The sequence below is a fragment of the Halospina denitrificans genome, assembly GCF_004364635.1.
Taxonomy (GTDB): domain Bacteria; phylum Pseudomonadota; class Gammaproteobacteria; order Pseudomonadales; family Oleiphilaceae; genus Halospina; species Halospina denitrificans.
Genome location: NZ_SOAX01000003.1, coordinates 142446 through 158028 on the forward strand (window position 1 = coordinate 142446; position 15583 = coordinate 158028).

At 63.4% G+C, this 15583-nt stretch carries 8 protein-coding genes and 1 tRNA gene; 2 read left to right on the forward strand and 7 right to left on the reverse strand.

From position 1 onward, the window contains the following. Positions 1–23: 23 nt before the first annotated feature. The 5 genes from DES49_RS07685 to DES49_RS07705 form a co-directional block, all read right to left on the reverse strand. Complete coding sequence (locus DES49_RS07685) at positions 24–3176, reverse strand: efflux RND transporter permease subunit (RefSeq protein WP_133735830.1); 3153 nt, start codon at positions 3174–3176, stop codon at positions 24–26. After that, positions 3176–4258, reverse strand: coding sequence for an efflux RND transporter periplasmic adaptor subunit (locus DES49_RS07690; RefSeq protein ID WP_243864952.1), 1083 nt, complete (start codon positions 4256–4258; stop codon positions 3176–3178). The genes DES49_RS07685 and DES49_RS07690 overlap by 1 nt, the downstream gene beginning before the upstream one ends. Positions 4259–4327: 69 nt before the next feature. Further along, positions 4328–5614: a lactate 2-monooxygenase gene (locus tag DES49_RS07695; RefSeq protein WP_133735831.1), complete on the reverse strand. Its 1287-nt coding sequence runs from the start codon at positions 5612–5614 to the stop codon at positions 4328–4330. A gap of 69 nt (positions 5615–5683) precedes the next feature. Further along, positions 5684–6433, reverse strand: a complete 750-nt coding sequence (locus DES49_RS07700) for a sulfite exporter TauE/SafE family protein (protein ID WP_133735832.1) — start codon at positions 6431–6433, stop codon at positions 5684–5686. A gap of 9 nt (positions 6434–6442) precedes the next feature. Then, the gene (locus tag DES49_RS07705; protein WP_133735833.1) at positions 6443–7570 is read right to left on the reverse strand and encodes a pyridoxal-phosphate-dependent aminotransferase family protein; all 1128 of its coding nucleotides are present in this window, start codon (positions 7568–7570) and stop codon (positions 6443–6445) included. 136 nt (positions 7571–7706) lie between these two features. On the opposite strand from DES49_RS07705, the gene DES49_RS07710 reads away from it, so the two are divergent. Further along, positions 7707–7796: transfer RNA gene (locus DES49_RS07710), tRNA-Ser, on the forward strand. 275 nt (positions 7797–8071) lie between these two features. Beyond that, entirely contained in the window at positions 8072–10789 is a 2718-nt protein-coding gene (locus DES49_RS07715; RefSeq protein ID WP_133735834.1) for a cation-translocating P-type ATPase, read from the forward strand. On the opposite strand, the gene DES49_RS07720 is transcribed toward DES49_RS07715, so the two are convergent. Both DES49_RS07720 and DES49_RS07725 read right to left on the reverse strand, forming a co-directional pair. Beyond that, positions 10786–14205 carry a hypothetical protein gene (locus tag DES49_RS07720; protein WP_133735835.1) on the reverse strand — a complete coding sequence of 1140 codons (3420 nt, stop codon included), beginning with the start codon at positions 14203–14205 and terminating at the stop codon, positions 10786–10788. The two genes, DES49_RS07715 and DES49_RS07720, sit on opposite strands and share 4 nt — an antisense overlap. Beyond that, positions 14202–15476 carry a metallophosphoesterase family protein gene (locus DES49_RS07725; RefSeq protein ID WP_243864954.1) on the reverse strand — a complete coding sequence of 425 codons (1275 nt, stop codon included), beginning with the start codon at positions 15474–15476 and terminating at the stop codon, positions 14202–14204. The genes DES49_RS07720 and DES49_RS07725 overlap by 4 nt, the downstream gene beginning before the upstream one ends. Between the last annotated feature and the right edge of the window lie 107 nt (positions 15477–15583).

Below are 15583 nucleotides of genomic sequence, written 5' to 3' on the forward strand. Positions count from 1 at the left end.
TCGCACCGGCAAGAGGCAATCCCTCAATCCGTGCTCCGTCTGAGTCTCAGCACGGAAACCGTCAGTGCGGGCAGGAAGGTAACAGTTACCAGCGTGGCGCCCAGCAGACCAAACAGCACAATGGCCCCCACACCCCGATAGAGCTCGGTACCCTCACCGGGCATGAACACCAGCGGTGCCAGCCCGAAGGCCGTTGTAAGCGTGGTCATGGCAATGGGCCGGAGCCGATACTCAACCGCTCGCCTCACCGCCTCAGCCGCGGTTATACCCTGTTCACGGAGGTTCCGGCGGGCCTGGTCCACCACCAGGATGGGGTTGTTCACCACCGTTCCGAGGAGAATCAGGAAGCCCAGCATCGTGATCATGTCAAAGGGCTGGCGGATGGGCTGAAGCCCGAGCAGCGGCAGGACACCCTGGCCGACGAGGTTCATCAGCACAAGGCCGACAATGCCGCCCGCAATGCCCAGCGGTACCGTGGTCATGATCAGCAGCGGGTAGCCCCAGTGGGCGAAAATCGCGACCAGCAACAGATAGACAATGGCCAGTGCGATCATGAAGTTGCCGCTCAGGGCGTCCCGCGTCGCCTCCATCTGCGTACTGGCCCCCGACAGCGAGACACTGACGCCGGAAGGCCACTCCCCGCTGGTCCGCAGCTCCTCCAGGAGCGCCTCCCGCACCCGCTCGACACCGGATTCAAGGGGCACGTCCGGCGGCGGAATGATATTGAGCGTAACAGTCCGCTGCCCATCCACACGGCGGACCGTGCTGGTATCCACCGTCTCCTCGATCCGGGCCAGGGAGGACAGCGGCAGTGTTCCACCCGCCGGCGTGTGGATGCTGATTTCGGAGAGCCGGCTGAGTTGCGGGTCCTTGCCCGCCTCCCCATAAACGTAGAGGTCGATCTTGTCGTCGCCCAGGAAGAAATCATCCACGTAGCTGCCCTCGGTCAATGCCGCTACCGCAAAACCGATGGCGTCCGTATCCAGCCCGACTTCCTCCGCGCGCTCATAATCAGGCCTCACTTCGACCAGCGGCTGGGCCAGGGTCAGCGTCGACGGCTGGCTGTCGATGCGGGGGTTGTCGAAGATCTCGCCGGCGCGCTGATAGGCGCTGTTGGCGGCTTTATAGACGGATTGCAGGTCCGGTCCGGAAATATCCAGGTTGATGCTTCGTGTGCCCCCGTCATTACCGGAGATGATGGACCCCTTGGCGGCAAAGGCGCGCATGCCCGGGAAGGTCTCATACACGCGGGTGATCTCGTCCATCAGCGCCTGGATGTCATCCGGATCAACGGTCTCGGCGATGATGCGGATACCGCCCGGCTCGACGCTCAGGTTCAGGTAGGCCATGGGGGGCACCCGGGTCTCGCCAGCCTCATAGGCCGCACGATCCGCCTGGACATGGGGAAGGAAGTGGTCCTCAACCTCCTCGGCAATCCCCTGCATTTCCCCCAGGTTGTAACCGGGCGGCGCGGACATGGAGGCGAAGGTCTTGGGCTCCTCCCCTTCCGGCAGGTACTCCGAGGGCGGAGTCAGGAAAACCAGTATGGCGGCCGAGCCGACCACGGTGAGCACAATGGCCCCCAGTGAACGGGGCGAGGACGCGACCAGCCAACGGACCTGCGCCAGACAGAGACGCATCCAGCGGGGGTTGCGCCCCCCATTGCCTTCCTCCGGCTGCTCATTGCGGGCGCCGAAACTAAGGCGCGCGCTCAGCATCGGAATGAGCGTGATGGCCACGAGCATGGAGGCGACAATGGCGCTGCTGATGGCGATGGCAACGTCCGAGTAGAGCTGGCCGGCCTCTTCTTCCACGAACAGGATGGGCAGGAATACCAGAACCGTGGTCATCGTAGACGCCAGGACCGCCGGCCAGACCTCCTGCACACCCTTGAGCGCGGACTCGAAGCGGTCGAGCCCCAGACGGCGATACCGTTCAATGTTCTCCAGAACCACGATGCTGTTGTCGATGGTCATGCCAAGCGCGAAAGCCACTCCGGCCAGCGAAATGACGTTGACCGTCCGTCCGGTGACCATCAGGCCAAGGAAACCGGCGATGGCACACAGTGGAATGCCGATCACACCCACCAGGGTGGCCGTCGCCGAGCGCAGGAAGATAAACATGACCAGGGTCGCGAGCACGGCGCCAATACCCAGGTTGGTCCAGACGTTGCCGATGGAAGCCTGCACATAGCGCGCATCATCGGCGTTCAGGGACAGCTGCAGGCCCCGGGGCTCCAGTACCTCCTCGTTGATGGCCGCTACTTCCTCCAGCATGTCCTCCTTGATGGCAATGACATTGGAGCCGCTCTCCCGACGGACAGAGAGGCTGATCACGCGGTTGCCATTGAGGTAGGAATTCTGCCGGATGCGCGAATGCCCCTGCTCGACACTGGCCACGTCGCCCAGGCGCAGCACCGCGTCACCCTGGCGGGACAGGATCAGCGACTCCAGGTCCTCGGCTGAATTGAACCGCCCGACCGTCCGCAACAGATAGCGTCGCTTGCCGGCGTCCACCTCTCCGCCGGAAATATCCTGGTTGCGCGCGCGGATGGCATCCCGGACGTCGGTCATCCCCAACCCGTAGCGGCTCAGGGCCTTCTCATCCACCCGCACCTGCATCTGACGATCCGCACCGCCCCCCACCTGAACCTCGGAGACACCCTGAACGCTCTCCATGCGGGGACGGACCTGGTCCTCGACGAAGTCCTTCATCATCACGATGTCGAGCTGGCGCGGGTTGCCCGGCAGGGTCGAGACCCGGAAATACATGAACGCGTTGGAGGAAAACGAGGTGGCCACGATCCGGGGCTCGTCCACGTTCCGGGGGTAATCCGGGACCTGGCTCAAGGCATTGTTCACATCGATCAGCGTCTCGGTGATATCGACGCCAAAGGGGAACTCCAGCTCGATCTCGGCGGAGCCGCTGGAGGCCGTCGCCTCCATGCGGCTCAGGTTGGGGATGTTGCGGAGAAAACGCTCCTGCTCAACGAGGATATCCTTCTCGATATCCTGGGGTGTTGCCCCCGGCCAGCTGGTTTCCACAGTGACCGTGCGCACTTCCAGGTCCGGAATCATCTGTACAGGAATGCGCAGGGCCGCGGCCGCGCCCAGGATCGCAACAATCAGGGCGACAACTGTGACCAGGGTCCCCTGTCGGATAATGGCGGAGAACATCAATCAGCCTCCGGTTCCGCCAGCCGAACCGTCATGCCGGGCTCAAGCGACTCATTGCCCCGGACGATCACCCGCTCTCCCGCGCTCAGGCCTTCCGTAACAATGACGTTATCCTCATAACGGGCCGCCACGGAGACCCGTTCTTCGCGAATGGCATAGCCCTGATCCGACGCCTCACCCAGAACCCAGACGGTAACCCGGCCCTCCGGGTAGCGGTTAAGCGCATCGCGCGGCACCCCAATGCCCTCCCTCCCGGTAGGGAAACGGAGTTTACCGGTAACCGTCATGCCGGGAGAAAGATCACCGGGTTCATCGGGGCGCGCCCGCAGCATGAAGGTGCGCAGCTGGGGGTCAACCACCCCGACGCGCGAATGGATGGGAATACGGCGGTTGTCGCCACTGGAAGTGAGGATCAGCTCCGCCTCGCTTTCGCGGCCGAAATAGGACTGGGGAACCTGGAAATCCAGGTATAGATTGTCTGTATCCACAAGGGTCAGGAGCGTATCGCCGGGATCGACCCATTCCCCCGGGTCACTCGAACGCATGCTTATAACACCGCTGAATGGCGCGGTAATCCGGTGGCGGGTCACCCGGGCCTGCTGACGCTTTTCGTCGGCCTCAAGCCGTGCCAGTCGGGCCTCAGCCTGGGCCTTCTCGCTTTCGCGGGTACTCACCTCGGTTGCGGCAATATTGCGACCTTCGCCTACGGAGCGCGCCTCCCTGACGCGACGTTCCGCATCCTCCAGCGCGGCGCGCGCCTCACGCGTGCTGGCACGCGCGCTCTCCAGACTGAGCGATTCCAGCTCATCGTCCAGGCGCACCAGAAGATCGCCCTCCTCGACGCGGTCCCCGGCCTCCACCTGGACTACCTCAATCTGTCCGCTCACAGCAGCCGAGAGGGAGGAACGCCGCAGGGCGGTTACCGTGCCGTTGACCACTGTCTCGCGGATGATCTCTGCCGTGTTTACGGCACTGGTGCGCACCTTGGGTCCTTCACTGGCCCCTGTCCGGGGCGCTATCATCACCGCGGCCAGGACCAGGGCTAACGGCCACGCCCACCGACGGGCTCCTTGTTCAATCATTGCACGCATCCTGTCCGGTTTTACGTTCACGCACCCCAATCAACAAAGGTCTACGTGCAAAACCTGGAGCTAGACCAGCGTATCCGGGGTTATTTCGCTGATGGAGCGGCACCCGGCAAGACCCATGGTCAGCTCAAAGTCCGTCTTGAAATTGCGGATTACCTCCCGCGCACCGTCCTCACCGTCCAGTGCCAGCCCGTAAACCCAGGGACGACCAAGGCCCACGGCAGTAGCGCCGAGCGCCAGCGCCTTGAACACATCGGCACCCCCGCGGATACCGCTGTCCATGATCACCGGGATCTTACCCTCCACCGCTTCAACCACGCGCGGCAGCATTTCAAAGCTCGATACTGAGCCGTCCACCTGACGGCCTCCATGATTGGAGACAATCACGCCGTCCATCCCATAATCCCGGGCCTTGCGCGCGTCGTCCGGATGCAGGATGCCCTTGAGCAGAATCGGCAGGCGCGTGTGATCACGCAGCATGCTGAGATCTTCCCAAGTGAGCGACGGGCGGGAATAGACGTTGATGAACTCCTGCACCGCCGCCCTCGCCTTGCCGGAACGCAGGCCTTCAAGGGTGCTTCCGGGCCAGGACTGGCCGATTTCCCTGAGGGCCTTCAGCGTCTCCAGGGTGACCCTAGGCTTGGGCGCCTCATCATCCTGCTCGGTAATCGCCTTTTCCAGCCGTTTCAGGAAGACCGGATCGCTGGTGTACTGGGCGATTCCCTTGCCGCGCAGGAACGGCAGATACGCCAGATCCAGGTCCCGGGTTCGCCAGCCCAGCATGGTCGTATCCAGGGTCACGACAATGGCTTCGCAGCCGCAGGCCTCGGCGCGGGAAACCAGGCTCTTCACCAGGTCATCGGACTTACTCCAGTAGAGCTGGAACCATCGGGGGCCCTCGCCCATGGCCTCGGCAACCGTCTCCATGGGCTGGGAGGCCTGGTTCGAGAAGATCATGGGAACCTCCTCAGCGGCAGCCGCCCGTCCCACCGACTCATCCCCGTGAGGGTCCACCATTTCCAGCACACCAATCGGGCTGAGCAGGAAGGGACTCGGCAAACGCCGGCCGAAGAGCGTCACGCTGGTGTCCCGCTCGCTGACGTCGTTCAGCATCCGGGGCAGTATGCGCCGTTCGCGGAATGCCTGCCTATTGCTGTCCATGCTGGTCTCGTGACCCGCGCCGCCGGCAATGTAAGCAAAGGCTTCCGGGGACATGGCCCGTTCCGCCCGGCGCTCAAGCTCGTCACTGTCAATCGGGACCATGGGGCGGTCGCCGCTCAGACCCTTGAGGTAGATCTCACGCTGGCGGTCCAGCGTGGGGATGATGCCGTCATTCTTGTTGTTGGCCATGGGTTCTGGTTCCCTCGACTGGTTGTTTGGCACTGACCATAGCACTTTGATCCGCCCGGATTAAGTGCCTCAGGAAAGGGCCTGCCAGACCAGTCTCAGCGCCAGAAGTGTCAGGATAATCGTGAACAGGCGCTGGAATACCCGGTTGCTCATGCGGTTAACCAACCGCAGCCCCAGCCAGGTGCCGATAAGGCCGCAACCGATCATGGCCAGGACCCAGACAATCCACTCCGTGAATACAAAACCGGCAAACCCGAAAACCAGGATCTTGGGGAGGTGCTGGAGCGTCATTGCGCCTGAGAAGGTGGCGATGGTGCGGAAACGGTCCGTATGGAGCTGCTTGATGAAGGCGGCCACCAGCGGGCCGGTCGCTCCGACGAAGAGGGTGATGAAACTGGTAAGGGTCGATGCGAGAAAAATGCCGGGTTTGCCCAGGGCCGACTTCGGGATGGGCGGTCCCCAGCACAGCCACAGAATAAACCCGGCAATGGTGAGCTGCCACGCTGATTCCGGAAGCCGGACCAGAACCAGGGCGCCGGCCGCCATCCCAAGAACCACACCGGGCGCAAAAGCCGCCAGCACGCCCCAGTCCACCTTCCGCCAGGTCATGGCGAAGCGGCCGCTGTTGGAACCCAGCTGGATCAGCCCGTGGACCGGCACAATGGCCACCGGCGGCAGCCAGAGGGCCATGATCCCGAGCAGCAATACCCCACCCCCGGCGCCGAAAGCGGCCGTTATCATGGAGGTGAAAACGGACGCCAGCAGCAACAGGGCAGCCACCAGAGGAGGCAGCCCGGGTGGAATCAGGACCTCAAGCATGGCCCCTGTCTACAGCAGCGCGTCCAGTGCTTCACTGAGGTAATCCACGCTGCGATCGATATTGCGCAGCTTGTCCAGGCCGAAGAGCCCGATACGGAAAGTCTTGTAATCGTCCGGCTCATCACAGGCCAGCGGCACGCCGGCGGCCGTCTGGAGCCCCTGGGCAATGAAACCACTGCCCTTGTGGAGGTCATCACGCCCGGTATAGAGGACCACCACACCCGGCGCCTCAAAGCCTTCAGCGGCAACGCTGGTAAAGCCCCGCTCGGCGAACATGGCCCGTACGCGACGACCCAGTTCCAGCTGGCGTTCGCGGGTTTTCTCGAGGCCGTCGTTAACCGTCTCCAGCATGGCATCGCGGAACTGCGCCAGTGCATCCGTGGGCATGGTGGCGTGATAGGCATGCCCGCCGCCCTCATAGGCCTGCATGATGCCGTGCCACTTCTTGAGGTCGCACGCAAAGCTGCTGCTCGTCGTCGCCTCAAGACGCTCCAGCCCGCGTTGGCTCAGCATGACCAGTGCGGCGCAGGGAGACGCGCTCCAGCCCTTCTGCGGCGCGCTGATCAGCACGTCGGCGCCGACGGCTTTCATGTCCACCCAGAGCGCGCCGGAGGCCACGCAGTCCAGTACAAAGAGACCGCCCACCTCATGGGTCGCGTCCGCAACCTGTTTCAGGTAATCGTCGGGCAGCAGCAGACCCGCAGCGGTCTCCACATGCGGAGCAAAGACAACGCCCGGCTTGTTCGCGCGGATCGACTCCACCACCTCTTCAACCGGCGCGGGGCGGAACGGCTGCTGGCTGCCTTCCTGGAGCGGCCGTGCCTTGTGCACGGTGGTGTTTTCCGCGATCCGTCCCGCATCCAGAATCTGGCTCCAGCGATAGCTGAACCAGCCATTGCGCACCACCAGGCAGGACTCGCCGTTGGCAAACTGGCGAGCCACGGCCTCCATGCCATAGCTCCCGCCCCCGGGCACCACGATAGTGGCGTCCGCGTTGTAGACACTTTTCAAGGTGCTTGAGATGTCATTCATAACCCCCTGGAATTCCTTGGACATATGATTCAGGGAGCGGTCGTTGAACACCACCGAATATTCCAGCAGTCCTTCCGGGTCAACGATCGGAATCTGTTTCGACATCGCTAGGGCACTCCTGTTGTCGTTGTTCAAAGTCGGCCTGTTTTAACATGTTCCGCCTTTTCACTCCACTTCCGGACCCCGCCCCACGCATTCACAGGCGCCCTGCCAATCGTTACAATGCGCGCTCCCCGGCTCCGGAGAGGTGGCAGAGTGGACGATTGCACCGGTCTCGAAAACCGGCGTCCGTGCAAGCGGACCGAGGGTTCGAATCCCTCCCTCTCCGCCATTTCATAAGCCGTGCTTCAGCGCGGCTTATGAAATGGCCTGAGGGCTGGGCGAGAACCCTCGCGGGTTCGACCGAAGCACGCAAAGCGTGCTGAGGAACGCCTGAACACAGTGAAGGCGGCCCCCGAAGGGGGTGAGGCGCGCAGCGCCGAATAATCCCTCCCTCTCCGCCATTAACAAAGCCCACCCCCACTTCCCTGATTCACATCATTGCGTCCCCGCCTCCAATATGGTCAATTCAGTCATTGCTAATAGACCACCAGACACCGGAATCCGATGAGCGAAAAAGATCCAGGCACTGCCGCGCCCGACAACCTCCCCTGGCACGCGCTAACCTCCCACGAAGCGCTCAAACGCCTTGATAGCAAATTTACTGGCCTCAGCAATGCCGAAAGCAACCGCCGCCTGTCCGAACACGGCCCCAACCGGATAAGCAGCGCCCGCACCCGCCCCTGGTGGCAACGCCTCCTTGAGCAGTTCAACAACATCCTGATCATCATCCTGATCGTCGCGGCGGTTGCCAGCCTGGGCCTGAGCCATTACGTCGATGCCGGCGCCATCTTCGGGGTGGTGGTGATCGTCGCCCTGATCGGCTTTATCCAGGAAGGCAAGGCGGAACAGGCCCTCGAAAGCATCCGTACCATGCTTTCCCCCCGGGCGAATGTGATCCGTGACGGTGCACGTGGCGGAATCCCAGCAGAGGATCTGGTCCCGGGGGACATTGTCATGGTGGAAAGCGGCGACCGGGTGCCCGCGGATCTGCGCCTGCTCGAAGCCACACGGTTCCGCACGGAGGAAGCCGCCCTCACCGGAGAATCAACACCAGTCGACAAAAGCGCATCAGCAACCCCTGAGGACGCGGTTCTTGCCGAGCGCACTTCCATGGCCTTTGCCAGTACCATCGTGGTCCAGGGAACAGCCCGAGGACTCGTGGTTGAGACGGGTAAGTATACCGAGATTGGCCGCATTTCCGAGATGCTTCGTGGCGTTGAACAGCTCCGGACGCCCCTTCTGCAGCAGCTTGACCGCGCCGGCCGTGTACTTGCGGCCTTCATCCTTGCGGCGGCTGTAATAACAGCGGTTTTCGGCGTCCTTGTTCACAACCTGCCAGCAAGTGAGATGTTCATGGCAGCGGTTGGGCTGGCTGTGGCCGCCATTCCGGAAGGCCTTCCCGCCATTGTCACCATCGGCCTGGCGCTTGGTGTCCAGGCCATGGCTCGTCGCAACGCCATCGTGCGACGCTTGCCCGCCGTGGAAACCCTGGGCTCAATCTCGACCATCTTCTCCGACAAGACGGGCACCCTGACCCGCAATGAGATGACGGTACGCAGCATATTCCTCCCCGAAGGTGAGTATCAGGTTACGGGTACAGGGTTCGCTCCAGAGGGCCACTTTCAGGCCAGCAGCACGCAACAGCCCGTTCAGCCGGAGAGCCACCCGCCCCTGCTGCATTTCCTGAAAGTGGGCGTTCTCTGCAATGATTCGGAGCTCGCCCGCGAGGACGAGCACTGGCGCATTCACGGTGATCCCACCGAAGGCGCGCTGGTGGTTGCCGGCGCCAAGGCCGGCCTCGATGCACGCACCCTCCGCGGCGATCACGAGCGCCGGAACGCGATTCCGTTTGAATCCGAACGCAAGTACATGGCGACCGTTCATGAGGTGGACGGCCGGAATCGTCTGCTGGTCAAGGGGGCGCCTGACCGGCTACTGGAAATGTGTCACCGGGTCCGCACACCGGATGGCGAAGGCGATCTGGATCAGGATCTTTGGCACGAACGGATCCATGCGCTGTCTTCCCGGGGCCTCCGGGTCCTGGCACTCGCTGAGAAGGATTCAACCCATCTTGAGGGTGAACTCGAGGATGAGCATGCGGAGGATGGGCTTGTGCTCCTGGGGTTGGTTGGGATGTTCGACCCACCACGGGATGAAGTGATCGAAGCGGTGCAACAGTGTCTTTCCGCCGGCATCCGACCGGTCATGGTAACTGGAGACCACGCCGCTACCGCCCTCGCCATTGCCAGGCAGCTCGGCTTTGCCCACACAGAGCGAGCGCTTACCGGCAAGGACATTCAACAGATGTCGGACGAGGACCTGGAGGCCTGCATTCTTGAAGTGGACGTCTTCGCGCGCGCGGCCCCGGAGCACAAGCTGCGCCTGGTCCAGGCCATGCAGGCCCGGGGCGGTGTCTGTGCCATGACGGGTGACGGCGTCAATGACGGGCCTGCGCTCAAACGCGCGGACGTGGGTGTTGCCATGGGTGTCCAGGGGACCGAGGCGGCCAAGGACGCGGCCGAGATGGTGCTGGCGGACGACAACTTCGCCACCATCGTCAGCGCCATAAGCGAAGGCCGCAAGGTCTACGACAACATCCGCAAGACGATTACCTTCATCCTCCCCACCAACGGCGGCCAGGGCCTTGCCATCATGCTGGCCGTCCTGGCCGGCACCACCCTTCCCGTGACCCCGCTTCAGGCGCTCTGGGTCAACATGGTCGTAGCGGTTACGCTGGGTCTTGCCCTGGCCTTTGAGCCCGCGGAACGGGATATCATGCAGAGACAACCCAGGGATCCCTCAGCTGCCCTTCTGGATGGGTTCCTGCTGTGGCGGGTCATCTTTGTATCGGCGCTGTTGCTGGTCGGTGTTTTCGGGATATTCACCTGGATCCTGGACTACCGGGGAGGCAGCGAAGCCCTGGCCCGAGCCGGCGCCGTCAACATGCTGGTTATGGGCAGTGCCGCCTACCTGATCAACAGTCGCTTCCTCAGGAACAACTCCCTGTCGATCCAGGGCATCTTTGGCAGTGGTCCGGTATGGCTTGCCATTGGGCTGGTCGCGGGCCTGCAGCTCGCCTGGACCTATATTCCCTTCATGCAGATGGTGTTTGGCAGTGAGGCACTCCCCTTGGCGTATTGGGGGCTCATTCTGGGCGGGAGTCTCCTGCTTTTCCTGATCATCGAGCTGGAAAAATGGCTCCTGCGCCGGCTTCACGCCTAAGCCTCCAGACCGGATTCCAGCCAGGAAACCACGGCCTGGATTTCCCCGGGTGGCGCCAGGTCCCCCGCCCGCCATAGTGTCTGCTGTTCCCTTTGCTCGGGGCTCAGCGGCTGCTCATCCACAATATGGCCATTCTCCCGGAACCAGTCCTCAAGCTCGTCCGCCTTCGCCTGCTGGAAGCGCGCCACCTTCCGGTCCCTGAGAGCCTGGATCAGGGCCTCAGCGTCGCCGTTCAGACGATCCGCCTGTTCGGTGACGGCTTCAATGAAGTTGTCCCTGACCACACCCGACGCCTCCAGGGCATTACGATCCACCCGTTTGCCCCGGCCACGGGCCCAGAGATCCACCCAGATGCGGCCAATCCGGCAACGCGCCCTGAGCTGACGCGCACGGGCTTGATCCGGCAGGGCATGCCCGCCCGCGTTGCTGTCCAACAGAAGCTCGAGCTCGCCAAGATGGCGGGTTCGCCAGTGTTCCATCAGATCGTGCAGCAGGGCCAGGTCGTCGCGCATGATATGGAATAGATGAATGGCGCCGGCATCGAATTCCGGTTGAACAGCCGGGACCCCCAGAAGCACTGCATAATCTTCCGGCGTTCGGGATTCCGGCTCGGGGATTGGCTGCGTCGCCGGAACGGCATACTGCTCCGGCTCCTGCCTCTCCCCATGTCGCCCGGCCAGCAGATCCAGGTGGTTAATGGAACGGCCCAGAGCACGTTCCCAGCGCCCAACGTCGGCTGGTTCCGCGGACAGGTAGATCACCTGGCGCCCCTCGTCATCCACCAGTGCCTGAAGATTGTGCACAATGGCGTCAAAGCGCTCCGGGTCGGAGGTGGTCAGCGCCTCATCGAGGAAGATCGGCAAGGCCTCGCGGCCGCCCTCCTGAACGCTGGTCCAGGCCAGGCGGACGGCAAGAAAGAGCTGCATCCGGGTGCCCGTGGACAGGTGATCCGGGCGCTGCAGAAGTCCCTGGACGGTATCCCGAACCTCGATACGGCCACTCTCACCCACAACCAGGTCATAACGATTGTGGGTGAACCGGGCCAGGCGGTCCCGTGCATCGGCAAGAACGGCGGGCTGATGCTCGGTGCGGTGCTCCTCGGTCACGTCAGAAAGCAGGAACTGGCCCGCCTCCGCGACCATGGCCTGGTTCCAGGCATCCTCCAGGGCATCCCTGGCGCGGTCGGCCGACAGCCTTGCCTGCTCCAGGTCCCGGTTACGGCCGGTCTCGTCGAGCCGGGCCTTCAACTCCGAGCGCTGGTTGCGCAGGGTCTCCAGCTCCCCCGCCCGTTCACGGGCATCCGTGAGGCGACGGTTCAGCTCGGTTTCCTGCCCCTCCATGGCAAGTGTCTGCAGCTCGGACCCCGTTTCAAGTCGGTCGAGGCGATCCTGCTCCAGCACCTGGGCTTTCCGGAACTCATCCCTGGCCTGCCGATATTCCGTGAGCTGGTTGCAGTAATCAGTGAGGGACTGACGGTTACCGGGTTCCAGTCCCGCCCTCTGGTACAGTTCCTCCAGCGCCTGACTTGCCTCGTCAATCTGCCGTTCAAGCCGGTTGATCTCATCCTTTGCCCTGGCGTGTTCCCGTTCCGCTTCACGAAGACGCGCCGCTCGCGACTCCAGGGCCTGAAAGTGGCTTTTTACCGTGGCGATATCCGCAGCGGCCTCCAGTTCGGCCCCGTACCGCGCCAGCACTGCCCCAACCCGTTCCAGATGGGCCTGCATCTGCGCCTGGAGCCGCTCCATGCGGTTCTGGATCTCCGCCCGCTGGGCACGGGCCTGCATCAATTCCGAGGCCAGCTGCACAAACCAGGCAATGCCCTCGGCGGTCATCTCCGGATCAAAACCCACTTGCCGCGCCAGGTTGGCCTTTTCATCCTCGAGCGCCGCCACCGAGTCCCGGAGGGTCGCCAGTTCCTCCTGCCGTTCTGCGTGTTGCCTGGCGCGCGAAAGCTGCAGCTGCCCTTCAGCAATATCAGTCTCGAGGGCCTTCAGGCGATCAGCAACCGCCCCGGGCTCCCATGAATCCGGCGGATCCAGATCCTGCTCCAGCGCCCGTTGACGGGCCTGCTGGCGCTCGATGCCCATCCCCCGGAACTGCCACAGGGACCAGCCCGCACCTACGGCGGCAACCAACGCCAGGGCCATTGCGGGGTACGCGGCGTCCCACAGAATGCCCGAAATCGTCGCAGCCAGGGCCGCTACCAGGGCTGTGCCTGCCCCCAGGAGCAGATGCTGGAAACGACTCGGCTCAAGCTGACGCAGCCAGCGGCTGAGCTCCCTGGCCATGGTGCGCTGCCCCTCGATCACCGATTCATCGGGAGTCTCGACACCGGCCTCGGGCTGGAGGGCCTCAAGACGGCGCCGTTTCTCACGCAGTCGTTCAGACAGGCGTGTCGCCTGCGCCACCGCATCAGGATGAAGTGCCGGCTCATCATCGGCCGTTGGGTGCAGACTGGCGACGGCCTCCTGCTCCCGGGCCCTGGCACGGTCCAGAGTGCCCTGCTGTTCGGTGAGCTTGGCGGCACAGTGCCCGGCCTCCTCAAGATTTTCCCGGCAGGCCTCGATGTCTTCTTCGGCCGGTGCCGCCTCCGCCAGCCCTGTGTCCACCATCGCCTGGGACGCACGGGAACGGGCTTGTTCAGCCTCACGATGCTCATTGCGGAGCTTATCAAGCTGGTCCTCAAGCCCCTGCAATCGTCTGGTTTCATCTCCATGCAGGCGTTCCATCGCCTCTGGAAAGCGATGCAGGAGGGTTTCAGCCTCGGATCGCTGCTGCCGCGCTTTCAACAAGGCAATGGCATTCTCGATGGCGGCCGCTTCCTGACTGGCTGCTTCCGCGCTTCTGATCCGCTCCTCCAATGCCGGCAGCTGCTCCCTTTGGCGCTCAAGGGCGTCATACTGCTGATGGATGGTGCGCAGCTGCTTTTCGCGCTCACGCACCTCCCGTTCGTGGCTTTGCCCATGCCTTGGGCCCACATTGAAGAGCGGATCCCGACGAACCGCCTCAAGGTCAAAGCCGCCGGCAAGCTCCCGCCTCAACTGGTCCAGAATTGCAGCTTCCGTCTGCCCCTCCTCAAGCAGGTCCGCCATGGAAAGCCAGTAACAATGGACGAATTCCGTCTCCGGCAGCGCGGGCGGCTCCACGGACTGGCCGTTTTTATGCCACACCACCTGACGACCCGTTCGGGTCACCACCAGCCGATCCGTGCCGGCCAGGAAGGTCGCCTGAAGGGTTAGCGCGCCCTCATCAGTCGCCGTATGGGGATCAATCAGGTGGTGCAGAGCCCGCACGAGGCTGCTTTTTCCCGAGGCGTTCGGGCCGGTGATAAGGTTCAGGCCGGGATCAAAACCCTCCAGGCTGATTCCTTCGCTGATGCCAGGCAGGTGCGTGACTCGGAGTTGTAACAGCTTCATTGCTCTTCCGCCCCCTGCGCCAGCATCTGCTCCAGTGCCCGGGTGCCGGCCTGATGCAACCAGTCGGCGATCATGGCGTCGTCCGGCCCGTCAGTGCCCAGCGGCTGCCACCAGGACCGATCGATCCGCGGCTTCATCTGCTCGCGTGCCCGATTGATCAGGCTGCGGCGCTCGGGGTCCTCCGACGGCCTGGCAAGAACCTGGAGGCGGTGGGCCATGAGGCCGGCGGGATCAGAGCGTTGGGCCAGCACCTCAATGCTGAGCTCGGGTTCGGTCGCGTAGGCCAGGTGCTCGACGAAGTAATGGATGTTGCCCTGCCCGGCATGGATCGTATCGAGGTTTTCCCGCTCCAGGAGTCGCCGAACATCACCCGCCAGAGCCGTACGGCCCGCCAGGGTAATGCGCAGTGCCACAGCTTCAGGTGGGAGACCCCGTTGAGTGAATGCCGCATCCCGTTCGTTGACGGCACCGATCAGCCGCTCACGCGCCTCTTCGGTCGAAGCCAGTGCCGTCAGATCCACCGTCAGTCGCTCCCATTGCAATGGCGCGATCAGCCATTGTTCCAGTGACCGGATCGCGCCACCCTCAACGCGCAGGAGCCAGGGTCCTCTGGGGCCGGATTCACCGGGATCCAGACCCGTAGCGGAGCCGAGATAACCATTAAGGTGGGACGCACTGAGGGCATCAGGCTTGTGGATGTGGCCCAGCATCCAGCCATCGAGTGGCGCCGCATCCAGCTCCGCAGAGCTGACAGGGGCATAGACACTGGCGGGCTGGTCCCGGTCCGCGTGCAGCAGGCCCAGGTTGGGGCCGGGACCGGGCGTGAATTCATGGCCCTGGAGCGGGCTTGCGGTAACCTGGCGCTGGGGGAAGGACCAGCCGTGGAGGGTCAGGCGCTCACTGCCCGCCGCCAGTTCCGCCGTCTGCCACTGCCCACCACGACCGAGCAGCTCAAAGCCCTGGATCTGGTCCGCCAGCCGGGGCAGTACACGAACATCATGGTTGCCCACAATACCCAGAACGCGGATACCGGCGCCGGTCAGGCGTTCAACGCCGCGTGAAAGCTCCCGATAGGCTTCAAAGAAGTCATCCTCGTCCTCGACCACGTCCCCGGCAAGGACCACCGCGTCTACCTCGCTCGTGATCGCCTGCTCCACGATGCGATGCCAGACACCGGTGGCCCCGAGGTCACTGGCGCGCCCGGTGAGTTCATCCGGCAATCGGCTGGGCGCCGCTCCCAAATGAAGGTCACCGACTGCTAGAATCTGCATGGCCATGATCACTCCCTGCTGTCAGTAGCGGCCGCGTTGCGGGCGGCTATCCCGCTGCCACGAGAGTGTACCGGGTCACGCCGGTTTTTCGAAACGCAAGGACCATC

Excerpts from the sequence above, each read along its gene's own strand:
- DES49_RS07715 (WP_133735834.1), top strand. The coding sequence starts at position 8,072 with ATGAGCGAAAAAGATCCAGGCACTGCCGCGCCCGACAACCTCCCCTGG.
- DES49_RS07690 (WP_243864952.1), bottom strand. The coding sequence starts at position 4,258 with ATGATTGAACAAGGAGCCCGTCGGTGGGCGTGGCCGTTAGCCCTGGTC.
- DES49_RS07725 (WP_243864954.1), bottom strand. The coding sequence starts at position 15,476 with ATGCAGATTCTAGCAGTCGGTGACCTTCATTTGGGAGCGGCGCCCAGC.
- DES49_RS07700 (WP_133735832.1), bottom strand. The coding sequence starts at position 6,433 with ATGCTTGAGGTCCTGATTCCACCCGGGCTGCCTCCTCTGGTGGCTGCC.
- DES49_RS07695 (WP_133735831.1), bottom strand. The coding sequence starts at position 5,614 with ATGGCCAACAACAAGAATGACGGCATCATCCCCACGCTGGACCGCCAG.
- DES49_RS07685 (WP_133735830.1), bottom strand. The coding sequence starts at position 3,176 with ATGTTCTCCGCCATTATCCGACAGGGGACCCTGGTCACAGTTGTCGCC.
- DES49_RS07705 (WP_133735833.1), bottom strand. The coding sequence starts at position 7,570 with ATGTCGAAACAGATTCCGATCGTTGACCCGGAAGGACTGCTGGAATAT.
- DES49_RS07720 (WP_133735835.1), bottom strand. The coding sequence starts at position 14,205 with ATGAAGCTGTTACAACTCCGAGTCACGCACCTGCCTGGCATCAGCGAA.